Below are 15,603 nucleotides of genomic sequence, written 5' to 3'. Positions count from 1 at the left end.
ACTCTTATCAGATATAGCGTGTATATGTCAGGCTAAAATTCTTGTCTGAATTGATTTATTTTAAATATTAAAGAATTATTGGTATAAATGTCGATGAAGTAAACCCTTATCAATAAATCCATCTGCCTGAATTCAAGTTTGAGAAATCAAAAAATAATTATGTAAACTTTATGTAGTTAAATGGTTTTAATTAGTTATAATTTGGAATGAATATTTTAATTAGTAATTTATGTTAATTTTAATATCATTTTTTTTTGAAAAAATAGATGATTTGTTGTGAAATGGCAACAGAAATCTGACTGTTCAGCGGAGTTGTTAAACAGGATTCTTATTATCATTTCAATATGTTAGAGATTATCAATCGTATTGAAAAATAGTTTATATAGTTTAATAATTAAATATGCATTCTGATTAAATATATTCAATTAGAAATAAATTATTTTATTGGCTATTAAGATATAAGAATAACAGATTATTTAATGAATTTTATTTAATATAGATATTATAGTTCTAAATTACATTAATATATTAATAAAAAATTCTGAACAAAATCTTAACTTTTCTCTTTGAAATCAGTTGAAAAAAGCAAAAAACAGGATTGGCGCATGAATGTGAAATTATTCTTACATAGTAATTAAACGTGATTAATTGGATTAATTAAATGCCAATGTTGTTAACAAAATACCAAAATTATCATTAATTTTCGTACATATGAATATTTAGACAAAAATTAAAAGCGCACGAGCGCACACTAGCCTACGTTCTTTCAGGAGAAGGTAGACATATGTTGAATTGGGTATTGACTAATATTCAGGAATCACCGGTTATTCTGATGTTTCTGTCGTTAAGTCTGGGTTATTTGCTGGGCAATATACGCTTCGGTAAGTTCCAGCTCGGCGGGGTTGCCGGTTCCCTGCTGGTGGCAGTGGTTTTGAGCCTGCTCAATGTTCACATTGATTCTGGTCTTAAAGCATTGCTGTTTACTTTATTTATTTACGCTGTGGGTTATGAAAGCGGTCCTCAGTTTTTCCGTTCACTGGGTGTAAAAACTCTGCGTGAAATTTTTCTGGCATTGTTTATCGCCATTACCGGCTTTATTACGGTAATGATTATGGCACGCCTGTTCCATCTGGATAAAGGTCTGGCCGCTGGTCTGGCTGCCGGTGGTTTAACCCAGTCTGCAATTCTGGGTACGGCTGCTGATGCTCTGACACATATGGGTCTGCCTGCCGATCAGTTACAGCAGTTACAGGCTAATGTAGCTATTGGTTATGCGGTGACATATATCTTTGGTTCTCTTGGCGCAATCATAATTTGTATGAATGTGTTACCGAAAATCATGGGTAAGGATATTCGTGATGATGCGGTAGCTGCTGAAGCTGAACAACTGAAAGGTGCTATGGCACTGGAAGGTAATCAGGGGATGGCAATTACGCAGATGGTGGGACGTATCTATGTGGTTGAACATGATATTCAGAAATCTATTAAAGATATTGAATTAGAGAATCTGGGTATTACGATCGAACGCATTAAACGTCACGGTAATCTGATTGACTGCACTCCGTCTACGATTCTGAAACGGGAAGACATCATCCTGATTGTTGGTCGTCGTGAAGCTGTAACTTCTGTCAGCACTTTATTCGGCCGCGAACTGGATGCCGAGCCGGGTCTGGAAGTCATTGTTGATACCAAAAATGTGGTTTTCCGCAACCCTGAGTATGCGAATAAAACCATGGCTGAAATTCGTTCCAAAGTTCATATGAGCGATAAAGATTTTGAAATTCAGCATGGTATCTATCTGATTGAACTGCATCGCAATGGTGAAAAAGTGGATCTGACACCTGATACAGAGTTCAAGCTGGGCGATGTAATGACCATTTACGGTTCTACTAGTGATATTAACCGTGTTGTACATATTATCGGTGCACCTATTACGGTTAATAGTAAAACTGACTGGGCTTATCACGGTATGGGTGTAGTACTTGGTCTGATTATCGGCTGGGTAGTAATTCGTATCGGCAATATTCCGATTACGCTTGGTGCCGGTGGTGGTGCATTGTTATCCGGTCTTTTCTTTGGCTGGCTGCGTGCCCGTAAACAGACATTCGGCAATATGCCTGCTGCGGCTTCTCAGTTCATGAAGGACTTCGGTCTGGCCGGTTTCGTATCTGTTGTGGGTCTGCAATCAGGTTTACAAGCAATTACCACTATTAAAGAACATGGTCTGACTCTGTTCCTGATCGGTGTGGTTGTTACTCTGGTTCCGATGATTCTGGCTATTTTCTTTGGTCGCTATGTGCTCCGTTATGACAATGCAGCTGTATTTGCAGGTGCCTTGGCCGGTTCACGCAGTGCCAATCCTGCATTTGGTGAAGTTCTGGATAAAGCAGGCAATGCAATTCCGACTACTCCATTTGCCGTTACATATGCATTAGCCAATGTGTTCCTGACATTGTTAGGTCCGTTGATTGTGGCTCTTGTTTGATATGTGCTTTAACTTCTTGAGGAAACTATTATGACTTCAAAACATGATTTTGAAAAATATGCTAATTTAAGCCCGTTTGAGTTGAAAAATCACTTGATTGATCTGGCACAGAGCCGCAACGATCGGATGATGCTGAACGCCGGTCGTGGTAACCCTAACTTTTTAGCTACTTTACCCCGCAATGCCTTTTTTGAATTAGGTTTGTTTGCTGCAGAAGAGTCTGAAATTTCTTTCTCTTTCCTGGATCAGAATATTGGCGGCATGCCGTTTAAAGATGATCTGATGGCACGCTTTGACGACTTTATCCGTCGTAACCGCCACAAACCGGGTGTTGATTTTCTGAGCAAAGCCATGTCCTATGTACGTGACCAGCTTGGCTACAATCAGCATCAGTTCCTGCTGGAAATGACTGAAGGTATTCTGGGTTGCAATTATCCTGTACCTGACCGTATGCTGCGCTTGTCTGAAGAAATCGTTAAAACCTATATTCTGGAAGAAATGGGTGCTAAAACGATGTCTAATGATGATATCGATCTGTTTGCAACTGAAGGTGGTACTGCTGCTATGGCATACATTTTCAGTTCTCTGAAACAGAATGGTCTGATTCGTCATGGCGATAAAATTGCTCTGGGCGCACCAATTTTCACACCATATCTGGAAATTCCTGAACTGAACGATTATGAATTGGAAGAAGTTCTGATCAATGCTGATCCGAAACTGGACTGGCAGTATCCTGAAAGTGAATTGCGCAAACTGGAAGATCCTTCAATCAAGGCATTCTATCTGGTTAACCCATCCAATCCGCCTTCAGTGAAAATGGACGACCGCAGTCTGCAGATTATTGCTGACATTGTGAAAAAACGTCCTGACCTGATTATTCTGACTGATGATGTATACGGTACATTTGCTGAGAACTTTGAATCTCTGTTTACTCTGTGCCCGTACAACACTATTTTAGTGTACTCTTTCTCTAAATACTTTGGTGCTACCGGCTGGCGCTTGGGTGTCATTGCCATGGCCAAAGAAAATGTACTGGACAAGAAAATTGCTGAGCTGCCTGAAGAAGAACGTCAGGTATTGCACAAACGTTATCTGTCTATTACTCCGGAACCGGAAAAACTGAAACTGATCGACCGTATGGTTGCTGACAGCCGTGCTGTTGCTCTGAACCACACAGCTGGTTTGTCTACACCACAACAGGTGCAGATGGTACTGTTCTCTCTGGCCGAAATGATGGATACCAAGAAACAGTATAAAGATGCTCTGATGGCTCTGATTCGCAACCGCAGTGCTGCCATGTACAAACAGCTGGGCATTAAACATGAGTTTAATGAAAACAGTGTGGATTACTACACTTTGGTTGATATGGAAGACACTGCACGTCAGCTATATGGTGATGAGTTTGCTGAATGGGTTGTTAAAACCAAAAATCCGAATGAACTGCTGTTCAGAATTGCGGATGAATCCGGCGTAGTATTGTTACCGGGTAAAGGTTTTGCCGTACGTCACCCATCCGGTCGTGTTTCATTAGCCAATCTGAATGAATATCAGTACAAAGCTATTGGTGCATCTCTGCATAAACTGGCTTGTGAATATCATGAAGAATTTAAAGCCAGCAAGTAATTAATTTTACCCTAGCTTAAATCAGCGCCGCACTGTTTGTGCGGCGCTATTATATTTGCTTTGGCTATATCGTAAATCAAAAATCTGATAAATAGAGATCCTTTTATAATTGGATATCTACCTGAAAAAACCGTATAGTTTAACCGGTTCATTCTGATTTTATTGTATATGAGGAGAATAAAATTGCGGGTACATTTTATTATTCATCAGGATTATGAAGAAGCTGCAGCTTGTGAAGAATGGGCAATCAGTAGAGATTATCAGATTTCGCATTCACGCGTTTATCTTGGCGACAAATTACCCGAATCTGCAGCTGGTTTCGATATGCTGGTTATTATGGGGGGACCGCAATCACCAGTTACGACAATTGAGGAATGCTCTTATTTTGATACTAATGCAGAGCAAAGTCTGATTCTCAGTGCCATTAATAATGGTAAGGCTGTGCTTGGTATTTGTTTAGGTGCCCAATTAATCGGGCAGGCTTTAAACGGAATGTATGAACACAGTCCTAATAAAGAAATTGGTTATTTTCCAATTTATCTAACTCAAGCAGGTATGGAGGATGAACTTATCTCTCATTTTGATAAAGAAATGCTAGTGGCACATTGGCATGGTGATATGCCGGGTCTGACCGAACAGGCACAAGTGCTTGCCTATAGTAAAGGTTGTCCGCGTCAGATTATCCGTTATGCACCGTTGGTATACGGTTTTCAGTGTCATCTGGAGCTGAATGCAAAAGCTATTGATAAATTAATTGCAGCTTCTGCATCTGAATTAGAGAAAGCAGCTGATTATCCTTTTATTCAGTCAGCAGAGGAAATCAGATATTTTGATTATTCTTTTATGAACCAGCAGCTTTTTATTTTTATGGATAAACTGATGCGGCTATATCAAAATAATATTGAATAGCTTAGCAGGAAGGTATGATTTAACGGTGAAAGAATCGGGAAACAGCTGTTTCAGCCTGAGCTTTAAGTGCCGGTGTGATGGTTTTTTGCAGTTGTCTGCATACCATGGTAATAACCGCAATATCATCAGTAAATCCTATTGGTCCGAGTAAATCCGGAATCAGATCTATAGGACTGAGAAAATAGAGCAGGGCACCCAATATCAGCATTTTACTGCGTAGCGGTGTTTCTGCTGATTTAAAAAGCAGATATAAGGTGTATAGCTGCACCATTACGGGTTTACCCAGAATTAAGGCATTTTTACTAAGCTTTGTGAAAAAGCTTTTTTCATTGAACTGATTATGTCCGATATTGACATTTTTATGTAACCAACTCATCGCTATATGCTTTCATTTGCAGATTATATCTGTATGGTTTATTTTAAAGCAGCGGGTGAAAGAACGACTTTTAGCCGTGCCTGATGGCGCTGTTGATAAAAACGGATATCAAACCACCAAAAAGCTGATTTTTTCACTGACCAGAATTGCTGCGGTAACCAGATGCCGTTGAGCAAATAAGCGCAGAATTGACCTATCCAGGGTTGATGACCTACCCATATCTGTGCAGAAGAAGCAGCGTTTTGCTGTTGCAGAAAAGTAGCGAGATTAAGCGGATGGCTGTTAGGATTCAGTAATTTATTAATAGTCAAAGGCTGTTTAAGAAATTCTGCAGTTTGCTGTGCTCTTACTGCTTCTGAGCAGAAAACTTGAAAGTTATCCGGTAAATGCTGATGCAACCATTGAGCACTGGACTTTGCCTGCTGCTGACCTTTAATTGTTAATCTTCGTGCCATATCATTGCGGCTGTCTTCAGCCTCGGCATGACGCCATAAAATTAAATCCATATCTTACTCCTTTGGATTATGGTTTCAGAGTGCAGTTAGCTGTTATGCTTATGCTACAATTATTTGGTTTGCCGACTTCTTTCTGATAGTAGTAGCATCAGTAGTGTTCTGGCAATGTGGCAGAGGCTATCTTTGTATTTTTTAATCATGCATTAACATTGAAAGACAGGTGTGAATCGATTTTTTGTAGAAAGGAAACTGCAAGATAAAAAAAACGGGCAGTTGGCTGAGCGCTTTCAAGTCTATACACAGTTAATGCGTATAGACCGGCCGATTGGTACGTTATTGCTGTTATGGCCAACCTGGTGGGCTTTATGGATTGCTGCAGACGGATATCCGGACTGGTTAATCGTGCTGTTGTTTACAATCGGCACTTTTTTAATGCGTAGTGCCGGTTGCGTGATTAATGATTATGCTGACCGCGATTTTGACGGTGCTGTTGATCGTACCTGTCAGCGACCTTTTGCTTTAAAAAAGGTAAGTAAAAAAGAAGCGCTCATACTGACATTACTATTGTGTATTTTATCTGCATTCTGTTTGCTGCCTATGAATCGACTTACCTGGCTGATGAGTATTCCCGCACTATTTCTAGCCATGACATATCCGTTTACTAAACGTTTTTTTCCATTACCGCAGTTATATCTTGGTCTGGCATTTTCGTTTGGGATACCTATGGCGTTTGCAGCGATAACTAATCATGTGCCGATGATTGCGTGGATTTTGCTGGTTGCCAATATATTGTGGACTTTAGCTTATGACACTATATACGCCATGGCAGACAAGGAAGATGATTTAAAAATAGGCATTCATACATCTGCAATTACTTTTGGTAATCACGATATTACTGCTGTTATGTTGTGTCATGCAGGGTTTGATCTGCTGATGATTCTGGCTGGCTGGCAGATTCACGCCACTATCTGGTACTGGCTGGCACTGGTAATTGTATCTGTTTTGCAGTATTGTCAGTGGCTCAATATTCGTACGAGAGACCGCAAAATATGCTTTACCATGTTTGTTCGTAATAACCGGATTGGTCTTATCCTGTTTATTGGATTGCTTCTGCATTACTGGATAGGCAAATCATGAACAATGAAAGCATTATCAGGTAGAAATAAGAGATAATTTTGTAATTTGATTGTATTGAAATAAATTGCATCTGAATCAGCAAAGTAAATTAGTCCCCTTTTCGGATTAGCCGGCTGTACAGTGCAGTTTGATAGGAATTGAATATGAGCATGAGTTTAATTGGGGATATTTTACCGGTTTCACATGTGGTTCTTGATTTAAATGTAAGTAGTAAGAAACGTCTGTTTGAAGAAGCCGGTCAATTATTATCCGAAGAGGCAGGTTTGTCGCAGGAAGATGTTTTTAATTGTTTGTTTGCACGCGAAAAGCTGGGCTCAACCGCACTAGGTAAGGGTGTGGCCATTCCGCACGGGCGTACCGGTGCAGTGAAAGATACGGTAGGTGCGTTTTTCCGTCTGCAGACACCCATCGCATTTGATGCTCCGGATGAGCAACCCGTCAGTCTGGTATTTATACTATTGGTACCGGAAAATGCATCAACCAAGCATTTGAATGTTTTATCAGAACTGGCCGGAAAATTTTCACAAAAATCTGTACGCAATGCATTATTGTCTGCTACCAGTGCCGAAAGTGTGCGTGAAATACTGATAGCAGAACAGGTATAAGGAAACATTACTATGCCCAGTATTTCGGTACGGCGCTTATATCATGACAATCAGACAAAACTGAAACTTGCATGGTCTGCCGGCACAGCCGGTGCGGATAACCGTATCAGTATTGACGCCGATAAGCCGGTACTGGCGCTGGTAGGACATCTGAATTTTATTCATCCCAATCAGGTACAGGTAATCGGGATTGCAGAAGTCGAGTATCTGAATAAAATTGAAGCGGGTGAAATCAAAACCACGCTTAATGAATTGTTTGATTTGACTATGTCACTGATCATAGTCGCAAATGATTTACCTGTGCCCTATATGTTGCGTGATTATTGTCATACGCATAATGTACCTTTGCTGACATCTAAAACAGAAAGCCCTTTTCTGATGGATGTTTTGCGAATTTATCTGCAGAGAGTGCTGGCAGCTTCTACAGTTAAATACGGCGTATTTCTGGATGTATTTGAAGTTGGTGTGCTGATAACCGGTCAGTCAGGTCTGGGTAAAAGCGAACTGGCTCTGGAGCTGATATCACGCGGACATGGTCTGGTGGCAGATGATGCGGTGGAGTTATACCGTATCGGGCCGGAAACACTTGAAGGCCGCTGTCCGGCTATGCTGAAAGATTTTCTTGAAGTGCGCGGTCTTGGTGTTTTGAATATACGGGCAATTTTCGGTGAAACTGCTGTACGACCCAAAAAGCAGTTACAGCTAATAATCAATCTGGTACTGGCCGATGATACCCATATGCAAAGGATTGACCGTCTGAGTATAAAAAGTGAAACTGAAAGCATTCTCAATGTATCTATTCGCAGTGTTACTTTGCCGGTAGCAGTGGGTCGAAATCTGGCTGTATTGGTAGAGGCTGCTGTGAGTAATTTTATTTTACAAATGCGTGGTCAGGACAGTACCAAGCAATTTCTGGATCGTCATAATTCAATGCTGAAAGAGGATGCGGTGAATCATGAGGATAGTATTGATTAGCGGATTATCCGGTTCTGGAAAATCTATTGCTTTACGTTTACTGGAAGATGTCGGCTTTGTCTGTGTTGATAATTTACCGGTAAAGCTGTTGCCCGGTCTGATTGAGCACTATGCAGCCAGTCATGTAGCGCAACTTGGCGTAAGCGTAGATATCCGTTCACGCTTCAACCCTGCAGATGTATTGGAACTGGTCACACAGTTACGTACTCTGGGACATCAGGTAGATTTGCTGTTTTTGACTTCTTCTGTAGCCGTTTTACTGCGCCGGTTTTCAGAAACACGCCGCAGCCATCCATTGGCACGGGAACATAAAACATTAAGTGAGAGTGTTTCTGCTGAACAGCAATACATGTCCACTTTGCAAAGCCATGCTTATGTAATTGACACCTCATTACTGAATGTACCGCAATTGCGCCGTCAGATTCAGCAATGGTTGCACTTGCCGGTAGCGCCAATGCGTGTTGTTCTGGAGTCTTTTGGTTATAAATTTGGTGTACCTGCCGGTCTTGATTTCGTTTTTGATGTGCGTTTTTTACCTAATCCCTATTATGATTTCCACTTACGTCCGTATAGTGGTCTGGATGAACCTGTAAAGACATTTTTTTCTGGACAGCCGGTTATGGCAGAAATGATAGATGATTTATCCGGTTTTCTATTGCGCTGGTTACCGCACATGGAAAAAGAAAGTCGCAGTTATGTTAATATTGGCATCGGCTGTACTGGGGGTCAGCATCGTTCTGTCTATATTGTAGAAGCACTGGCAAATAGGTTAAATGCTTATTCAGTATTGATTCGGCACAGACAGTTAGAATTAAGTAATCATTCTGAAAAAACGGTATAATACGCATTATGCGTTATTCAGGCAGCCTGATGTCAGGCTGCCTGAATGTTTTCAGTTTTGATATTTTTGATTTCAGACAAGGACAGTTTATGGCTATTCAGTGGTACCCCGGGCATATGAACAAAGCCAAAAAAGTCATTGCCGAACGGATAAAGAGCGTGGATATGGTAATTGAAGTACTGGATGCCCGCCTGCCTGCTTCCAGTGCCAATCCTTTGCTGGCAAAACTGTCCGGAAATAAACCAAAATTAAAAATTCTGAACAAGCAGGACTTAGCTGATCCCGAGCGCACAGAGTTGTGGTTGGCTGATTACCGTTCCCAGCCTAATACTAATGTCTTGGCACTGGATGCATCAGAAAAGCAGGCTGCTAACAGAATTATTGCGGCCAGCCGCGCACTGGTTCCTAACCGCCACGGTTTGGACAGACCGCTGAGAGTGCTTATTTGCGGTATTCCCAATGTAGGTAAATCTACCCTGATTAATGGCATGCTAGGTAAACGCAGTGCCAAAACCGGTAATGAGCCGGGTATTACTAAGGCTGAACAGCGACTGATACTGGCTGATGATTTCTGGTTATACGACACGCCCGGAATGTTATGGCCGAAAATTATAGTTGAGGAGGCCGGTTATAATTTAGCTGCCAGTGGTGCCGTGGGTCGTAATGCCCTGGATGAAGAGGTGGTGGCACTGGAATTACTGGATTATCTGCGCCGGCATTATTTGCCATTACTACAGCAACGCTATCAGGCCGACTTGAGCGAAAGCTCGCACTGGCTTGATGATCAATGGTTAGAATGGGTAGGTAAAAAGCGTGGTGCATTATTAAGTGGCGGGCGCATTGATTACCAGAAAGCTGCTGAACGCCTGCTGACTGATTTTCGTGACGGACTAATCGGGCGTATTACATTGGAAACGCCCAATCAGTGGGCAGTTTGGTTGAAAAAAGGTCAGCAGCATGAAGCACAGCTTAAGGCAGAACGGGCAGCCAGAAAAGCTGCGCGCAAAGGTTAATCTTTATAGATTATTTAAAACGGATTTCAATTTAAGTATAGAAATATATGACTATGAATCAATCTGTTTCTATCGAAGCATTAATTGAAGCTGCATTGCTGACCCAAAGTGAGGCATTAAGTGAAAAAATTTTGTCTGCGCTTACTGATCCGCCTTTATCATCAGATGAGTTAACCAGCATACTGGAAGCACTGCAAATACGCTGGCAGGAAAGGGCACTTAATCTGGTGCATAGTGCTGAGGGCTGGCGCTTTCAGGTTACTCATGCTGCTTATCCCCGTTTGGCCAGTCTGGATGTTCAGCGCACCCCTCGTTATTCCCGTGCTGTACTGGAAACATTGGCCATCATTGCCTACCAGCAGCCGGTAACGCGAAGTGATATTGAGGCTATCCGTGGTGTTGCTGTCTCAAGTAATGTTTTACAAACATTACAGGATCGAGGCTGGATAGAAATTATCGGACAGCGTGATAGCCTGGGAAGGCCAAATTTATGGGCTACCACAGCTGGCTTTCTGAGTGATTTACAGCTGGAAGATTTAAGCCAGTTACCACCATTAACAGAATTGGGTGAGCTTGTATTACCTGATTTAAATGAACCTGCCGTAGATCAGTCTACCGCAGAAGAACTGTCTGAAGACAGATAGGAGTATATGAATGAATCAAGCTAAGAAAAAATTAACTAAACGTCAGATACGCGACGGAGTAGCCAGTAAAAGCAATAAACATGTTTCCGGGCGGCTCTCCGGCAATAAGACCAAATCAGCTCTCAGACAGCAAAATAATACAGGTGGTAAAGCGGATAGTTCTGTAATTACAGCTAATACAAAAACGAAAGTACAGCGTGCCAAAAAACTGGTGCAGCGTACGCCTAATCAAGAAATTCAGCAACGGGCACGGATGCTGAAAGACCAGCGTATCAGTCTGGAAAAAATGGAGCCTGTGAGACTGCAAAAAGCTCTTGCTGCTTCTGGTGCCGGTTCAAGACGGGAAATGGAGCAGTGGATTAGCCAGGGACTGGTACGTGTTAATGGTAAAGTGGCTCAATTGGGAGACAAAATCACACCGGATGATGAAGTCAGTGTGCGCGGTTCTGCTATTAATATCAAATGGCCGGATCGTTTGCCGCGCATTATGGTTTATTACAAACAAGAAGGTGAAATTGTCAGCCGTGATGATCCGCAGGGAAGAGTCAGTGTATTTGACCGCTTGCCTCAGACAGCCAGCAGTCGCTGGGTAGCTATTGGTCGTCTGGATATCAATACATGCGGGTTATTGATATTAACCACTTCCGGCGAACTAGTTAACCGGTTTGCTCATCCGAGTTTTGAAGTAGAACGCGAATATGCTGTTCGTGTTCTGGGTGAACTGAGTGAAGAACAGAAACAGAGTTTGCTCAATGGTGTCGAACTGGAAGATGGTATTGCTCAGGCTCAGCATCTGTGGGAACAGGGCGGTGAGGGAGCAAATAAATGGTACAACATCATCATTAAAGAGGGTCGCAACCGAGAGGTAAGGCGTTTATTTGAAAGTCAGGGGCTGACCGTAAGCCGTCTGGTTCGCGTGCGTTTCGGACCGATTGCTTTACCAAATAGGCTGAAACGTGGTCAGTATTACGAGCTAAATGAATTTGAAGTAGCCAATATTATGAAATGGGCTGGTTTATATCAGTCTGAGTCTTCAAAAAAACGGTAAATATAGAGCTTTTTTTGAGGTGATAAATGGCTCTACTTTATGTTATATCTAATTAATCAGTGTATATTTTTTTTTACATTAAGTTGAATATTGATTGATTTGTGTCAATAAATAGTGTCTTTTTTTACACAACCTGATTAAATGCTTTGTGTTCTTTTGCTAATCGGCGCAATATATATTGCAAATTAATTTTTGCATTATTTGCTTGGTTGTCCACATTCAAGAAAATGGAGTCATAATGATTTCACCAATGAAAGTGCCAGAAATCGAACACCGCACATTTGAATTGACACATTACGATGGTGTAAAACGCACGGTATATTGTACTGATGTAGAAACAGAGTTTCCTGATGGCTGTCTGATTACTTCCAGAACAGATCTGAAGGGAATTATCACTCATGCAAATGAAGTATTTGTACACATGAGTGGCTGGTCGCGCGATGAACTGATGGGTGCCGAGCACTATATTTTACGCCATCCTGATATGCCCAAAGTAGCTTATAAAGATTTGTGGGATACTGTAGAGCAAGGAAAAAAATGGCATGGCTATGTAAAAAACCTGCGTAAAGACGGTGGTTTTTACTGGGTTTACGCTACGATAGTACCCAATATCCGCGATGGTGTTATTGAAGGTTATACCTCTGTACGACGCAAACCTTCCCGCAGTAAAGTATTAGAAATGCAGGCATTATATGAAGGCCTCATGAAAGAAGAGCGGGGTAACTCATGACTATCAATTTTTTAATTGCCCCAGATTTTCCTCCTGAATACTATGCCGGATGGCATTTTCTTAATACTCGCCTGCAACGGCTGATTGATGCACCGGTGCATTTATCAATGGCCAGCAATGCTGAAGAAGAACAGCAGGAAATTGATAAGGATAATGTTGATATTATCTATGCTAATCCGTTCAATGCTTCCAAGCTCATTCGCGAACTTGGTTATTTGCCGGTAGTAAAGCCTGTCAATTGTTTTGATGAGATGGTTATTGCCAGTAGTGCAGACAGTGAGATCAAATCACTTGCCGATATCAAGCCCGGTATGTCAATTCTGTGTACCGAGAATTACGATGTTAAACTAATTGCTTTGCGACTGTTGGAAGCCGTAGATATAGAAGAAAAAGATTTAACATGGATTAAAAGTGAATCTTTCGCAGCTGTTGCCCGCGGACTGATACAGAATCAGGGTAATATTGGTTTATTTATGTCCTCTGCCTATCATAAATTGACTGCTATTACACGAAGTCGCTTAAATCTTTTAATTGAAAGTAAAATCAATGATTTATATCATTTGATTTTATTGCATCCGCGTAATGCAGAAATGCTGGAAAACTTACAGAATGCATTTAGTACTATGCATGATACTCCGGCTGGTGAAATGCTGCTGGAGGACTTGGGTTTAAATGACGGCTTTGAAGTATTGAAAAAAGAAGATGTGGAATTATTAATCGATCTGATTGAAACATTACGCGATTAAAGCTTTTAAAAGCAATTTTATTTTATAATTGTCGACGCAACTTGTTTATAAAACGAGTTGCGTTGTTTTTTGATTTAAGTAATTGTAATTTGTGTGGGCTGTATTATTTTGCAAACTAAAAGTACTGTACCAAAATTATTTTTGGCGCCTATGCAGGGATTAATAGATGCGCCAATGCGCGATCTATTAACACGCATTGGCGGATTTGATGTTTGTGTTACTGAATTTGTGCGCATAACTCATACCATTCATGGTCGCTCTATCTGGCTGAAATATATGCCTGAACTGACAAATAATAATCAAACTCAGGCTGGTACTGCTGTAGCCGTACAGATATTAGGAAGCGATGCAGAAAATATGGCACTGAATGCTCAAAAGGTAGTTGAACTTGGGGCTACACATATTGATTTAAATTTTGGTTGCCCGGCTCCTACAGTTAACCAGCATCAGGGTGGTGCAGTTCTCCTGCAGTATCCAGATAAAATTGAACAAATAGTAGCCAAAGTACGCAAAAGCCTGCCAGATAAAATTATGCTGAGTGCCAAAATGCGTCTGGGTTATGAAAATAAAGATCTGGCTCTAGATTGTGCACAGGCCATAGAACAGGGTGGTGCAGAGCAGCTAACAGTACATGCACGTACAAAAATCGAAGGTTACCGGCCTCCCGCTCATTGGGAATGGATAGGACGTATTAATCAGACAGTTTGTATTCCGGTTATTGCTAATGGTGATGTATTTACACTGGCTGATTATCAGAAAATCCGTGCTGTTAGTAATTGTACAGATGTTATGCTGGGACGCGGGGCAATTCAATGTCCGGATCTGGCGCGGCAAATTGCTGCCTATAATCATGGGCAAATAATATCTGCTCTATCATGGCAAGAAATTCTGCCGTGGATTGATGATTTTTTTAATAGTTGCTGTGATAAAGCCGCCAAGGGTTCTGCTTATCCGGTATCCAGACTAAAGCAATGGCTGGGCATGCTTAAATTAAATTACCCTGAAGCAGGAAAGTTATTTACCCAGCTGCGTACTTTAACAGCCGTTAATCAAATCAGTCAGGTTCTTAATCAGCAATTAGAAGAAAGCCAGAATATTGTATGAGTTATAAAATTATACAATCTGCCAGTAATAATGAACTGAAGCATTTGTCCAAATTAATTGCTCAGTCTCATTACCGTCGTCAGCATCAGCTTGCTGTACTGGAAGGTGTTCATCTGGTTGAAACATTCATTCAGGCTGGATATTTAATTCAGACATTATATTTACCGCAACAGCGTATTCATGACCCGGAAATTTCTGATTTACTTGCAACAATTCCGGCACATCAGGTTGTACTGGTTGCGAACAATCTACTGGATAAAATCAGTGATTTAGTTAATTCAAGAGAACCTGTAGCAATAGTGAAGCTACCGGAGGTTGTATCTGCATCAGATATTCAGGATGTTATTCTTTTAGAAAGAGTACAGGATCCCGGTAATACCGGTACCATTTTACGCAGTGCTCTGGCTGCCGGTGTTCATAATATTGTACTGAGCAAAGATAGTGTTGATGTCTGGTCGCCTAAAGTATTACGTGCAGCAATGGGCGCGCATGCCTATCTGAATATACAGACTGTTTCTGATTTAACAGCTTGGTGTACAGATTATGCCTATCCGTTGTATGCTACGGTATTGAGCCCTGAGTCTCATAGTCTTTATACATTAAATCTGAACGAACCTGCCGGCTGGATATTCGGTAATGAAGGAAGCGGACTGAGTGCAAAAATGCTACAAGCTGCTTCCAGACGCGTAATTATTCCCATGACTGGTCAGACTGAATCACTTAACGTGGCTATGGCTGCAACTATTTGTTTATTTGAACAACAGCGGCAGCGGCTTTTGGTAAACACCCTACCAAACAATTAATATTTTTATTTTCAGGTCTGATTTGCAGATACCGGAATGAAACCAGGGCAGTTATCAGCAGCAAACCCGGCGGACAAATGCTCTGTTTGATGTTATCCTGCTAATCTTG

At 41.3% G+C, this 15,603-nt stretch carries 16 protein-coding genes; 14 read left to right on the top strand and 2 right to left on the bottom strand.

Features of this window, described 5'->3' with window-relative positions:
• Nucleotides 1-784: 784 nt before the first annotated feature.
• The 3 genes from aspT to SALWKB2_RS05955 all read left to right on the top strand — a co-directional run bounded on the left by aspT (nt 785) and on the right by SALWKB2_RS05955 (nt 5,017).
• Entirely contained in the window at nt 785-2,485 is a 1,701-nt protein-coding gene (aspT, locus tag SALWKB2_RS05965; protein ID WP_025330769.1) for an aspartate-alanine antiporter, read from the top strand.
• Nucleotides 2,486-2,515: 30 nt separating this feature from the next.
• Nucleotides 2,516-4,108, top strand: coding sequence for a bifunctional aspartate transaminase/aspartate 4-decarboxylase (locus SALWKB2_RS05960; RefSeq protein WP_025330768.1), 1,593 nt, complete (start codon nt 2,516-2,518; stop codon nt 4,106-4,108).
• A gap of 183 nt (nt 4,109-4,291) precedes the next feature.
• Nucleotides 4,292-5,017: a glutamine amidotransferase-related protein gene (locus SALWKB2_RS05955; RefSeq protein ID WP_025330767.1), complete on the top strand. Its 726-nt coding sequence runs from the start codon at nt 4,292-4,294 to the stop codon at nt 5,015-5,017.
• A 19-nt stretch (nt 5,018-5,036) separates the two neighbouring features.
• On the opposite strand, the gene SALWKB2_RS05950 is transcribed toward SALWKB2_RS05955, so the two are convergent.
• Together SALWKB2_RS05950 and SALWKB2_RS05945 are read right to left on the bottom strand one after the other, a co-directional pair.
• Nucleotides 5,037-5,393 carry a YkvA family protein gene (locus tag SALWKB2_RS05950; RefSeq protein WP_025330766.1) on the bottom strand — a complete coding sequence of 119 codons (357 nt, stop codon included), beginning with the start codon at nt 5,391-5,393 and terminating at the stop codon, nt 5,037-5,039.
• Nucleotides 5,394-5,431: 38 nt separating this feature from the next.
• Entirely contained in the window at nt 5,432-5,899 is a 468-nt protein-coding gene (locus tag SALWKB2_RS05945) for a SixA phosphatase family protein (protein WP_025330765.1), read from the bottom strand.
• A gap of 255 nt (nt 5,900-6,154) precedes the next feature.
• Here SALWKB2_RS05945 and ubiA point away from each other — a divergent pair, with 255 nt between their 5' ends.
• The 11 genes from ubiA (at nt 6,155) to SALWKB2_RS05890 (ending at nt 15,494) form a co-directional block, all read left to right on the top strand.
• Complete coding sequence (gene ubiA / locus SALWKB2_RS05940; RefSeq protein ID WP_025330764.1) at nt 6,155-6,985, top strand: 4-hydroxybenzoate octaprenyltransferase; 831 nt, start codon at nt 6,155-6,157, stop codon at nt 6,983-6,985.
• 149 nt (nt 6,986-7,134) lie between these two features.
• A complete protein-coding gene (gene ptsN / locus SALWKB2_RS05935) occupies nt 7,135-7,590 on the top strand; it encodes a PTS IIA-like nitrogen regulatory protein PtsN (protein ID WP_025330763.1) in 456 nt (151 codons plus the stop codon).
• Nucleotides 7,591-7,602: 12 nt separating this feature from the next.
• Entirely contained in the window at nt 7,603-8,565 is a 963-nt protein-coding gene (gene hprK / locus SALWKB2_RS05930; RefSeq protein WP_025330762.1) for an HPr(Ser) kinase/phosphatase, read from the top strand.
• Nucleotides 8,546-9,406 (top strand): RNase adapter RapZ, encoded by an 861-nt coding sequence (rapZ, locus tag SALWKB2_RS05925; protein ID WP_025330761.1) that lies wholly within the window; start codon nt 8,546-8,548, stop codon nt 9,404-9,406. Before hprK ends, rapZ begins: the two co-directional genes overlap by 20 nt.
• Nucleotides 9,407-9,495: 89 nt before the next feature.
• Nucleotides 9,496-10,419, top strand: a complete 924-nt coding sequence (ylqF, locus tag SALWKB2_RS05920; protein WP_038649505.1) for a ribosome biogenesis GTPase YlqF — start codon at nt 9,496-9,498, stop codon at nt 10,417-10,419.
• A gap of 53 nt (nt 10,420-10,472) precedes the next feature.
• Nucleotides 10,473-11,063 (top strand): SMC-Scp complex subunit ScpB, encoded by a 591-nt coding sequence (gene scpB / locus SALWKB2_RS05915; RefSeq protein ID WP_025330760.1) that lies wholly within the window; start codon nt 10,473-10,475, stop codon nt 11,061-11,063.
• Between the two features lie 10 nt (nt 11,064-11,073).
• Entirely contained in the window at nt 11,074-12,111 is a 1,038-nt protein-coding gene (locus tag SALWKB2_RS05910; protein WP_025330759.1) for a pseudouridine synthase, read from the top strand.
• A gap of 238 nt (nt 12,112-12,349) precedes the next feature.
• Nucleotides 12,350-12,841 carry a PAS domain-containing protein gene (locus SALWKB2_RS05905; RefSeq protein ID WP_232332590.1) on the top strand — a complete coding sequence of 164 codons (492 nt, stop codon included), beginning with the start codon at nt 12,350-12,352 and terminating at the stop codon, nt 12,839-12,841.
• Nucleotides 12,838-13,587 carry a phosphate/phosphite/phosphonate ABC transporter substrate-binding protein gene (locus tag SALWKB2_RS05900; protein ID WP_025330757.1) on the top strand — a complete coding sequence of 250 codons (750 nt, stop codon included), beginning with the start codon at nt 12,838-12,840 and terminating at the stop codon, nt 13,585-13,587. The genes SALWKB2_RS05905 and SALWKB2_RS05900 overlap by 4 nt, the downstream gene beginning before the upstream one ends.
• A gap of 150 nt (nt 13,588-13,737) precedes the next feature.
• Nucleotides 13,738-14,691, top strand: coding sequence for a tRNA dihydrouridine synthase (locus tag SALWKB2_RS05895; RefSeq protein ID WP_038649502.1), 954 nt, complete (start codon nt 13,738-13,740; stop codon nt 14,689-14,691).
• Complete coding sequence (locus SALWKB2_RS05890) at nt 14,688-15,494, top strand: TrmH family RNA methyltransferase (RefSeq protein ID WP_025330755.1); 807 nt, start codon at nt 14,688-14,690, stop codon at nt 15,492-15,494. The genes SALWKB2_RS05895 and SALWKB2_RS05890 overlap by 4 nt, the downstream gene beginning before the upstream one ends.
• Nucleotides 15,495-15,603: the final 109 nt, after the last annotated feature.

This window comes from Snodgrassella alvi wkB2 (genome assembly GCF_000600005.1).
In the GTDB taxonomy this organism is placed as follows: domain Bacteria; phylum Pseudomonadota; class Gammaproteobacteria; order Burkholderiales; family Neisseriaceae; genus Snodgrassella; species Snodgrassella alvi.
This window is presented reverse-complemented; position numbering and strand designations above follow the sequence as displayed.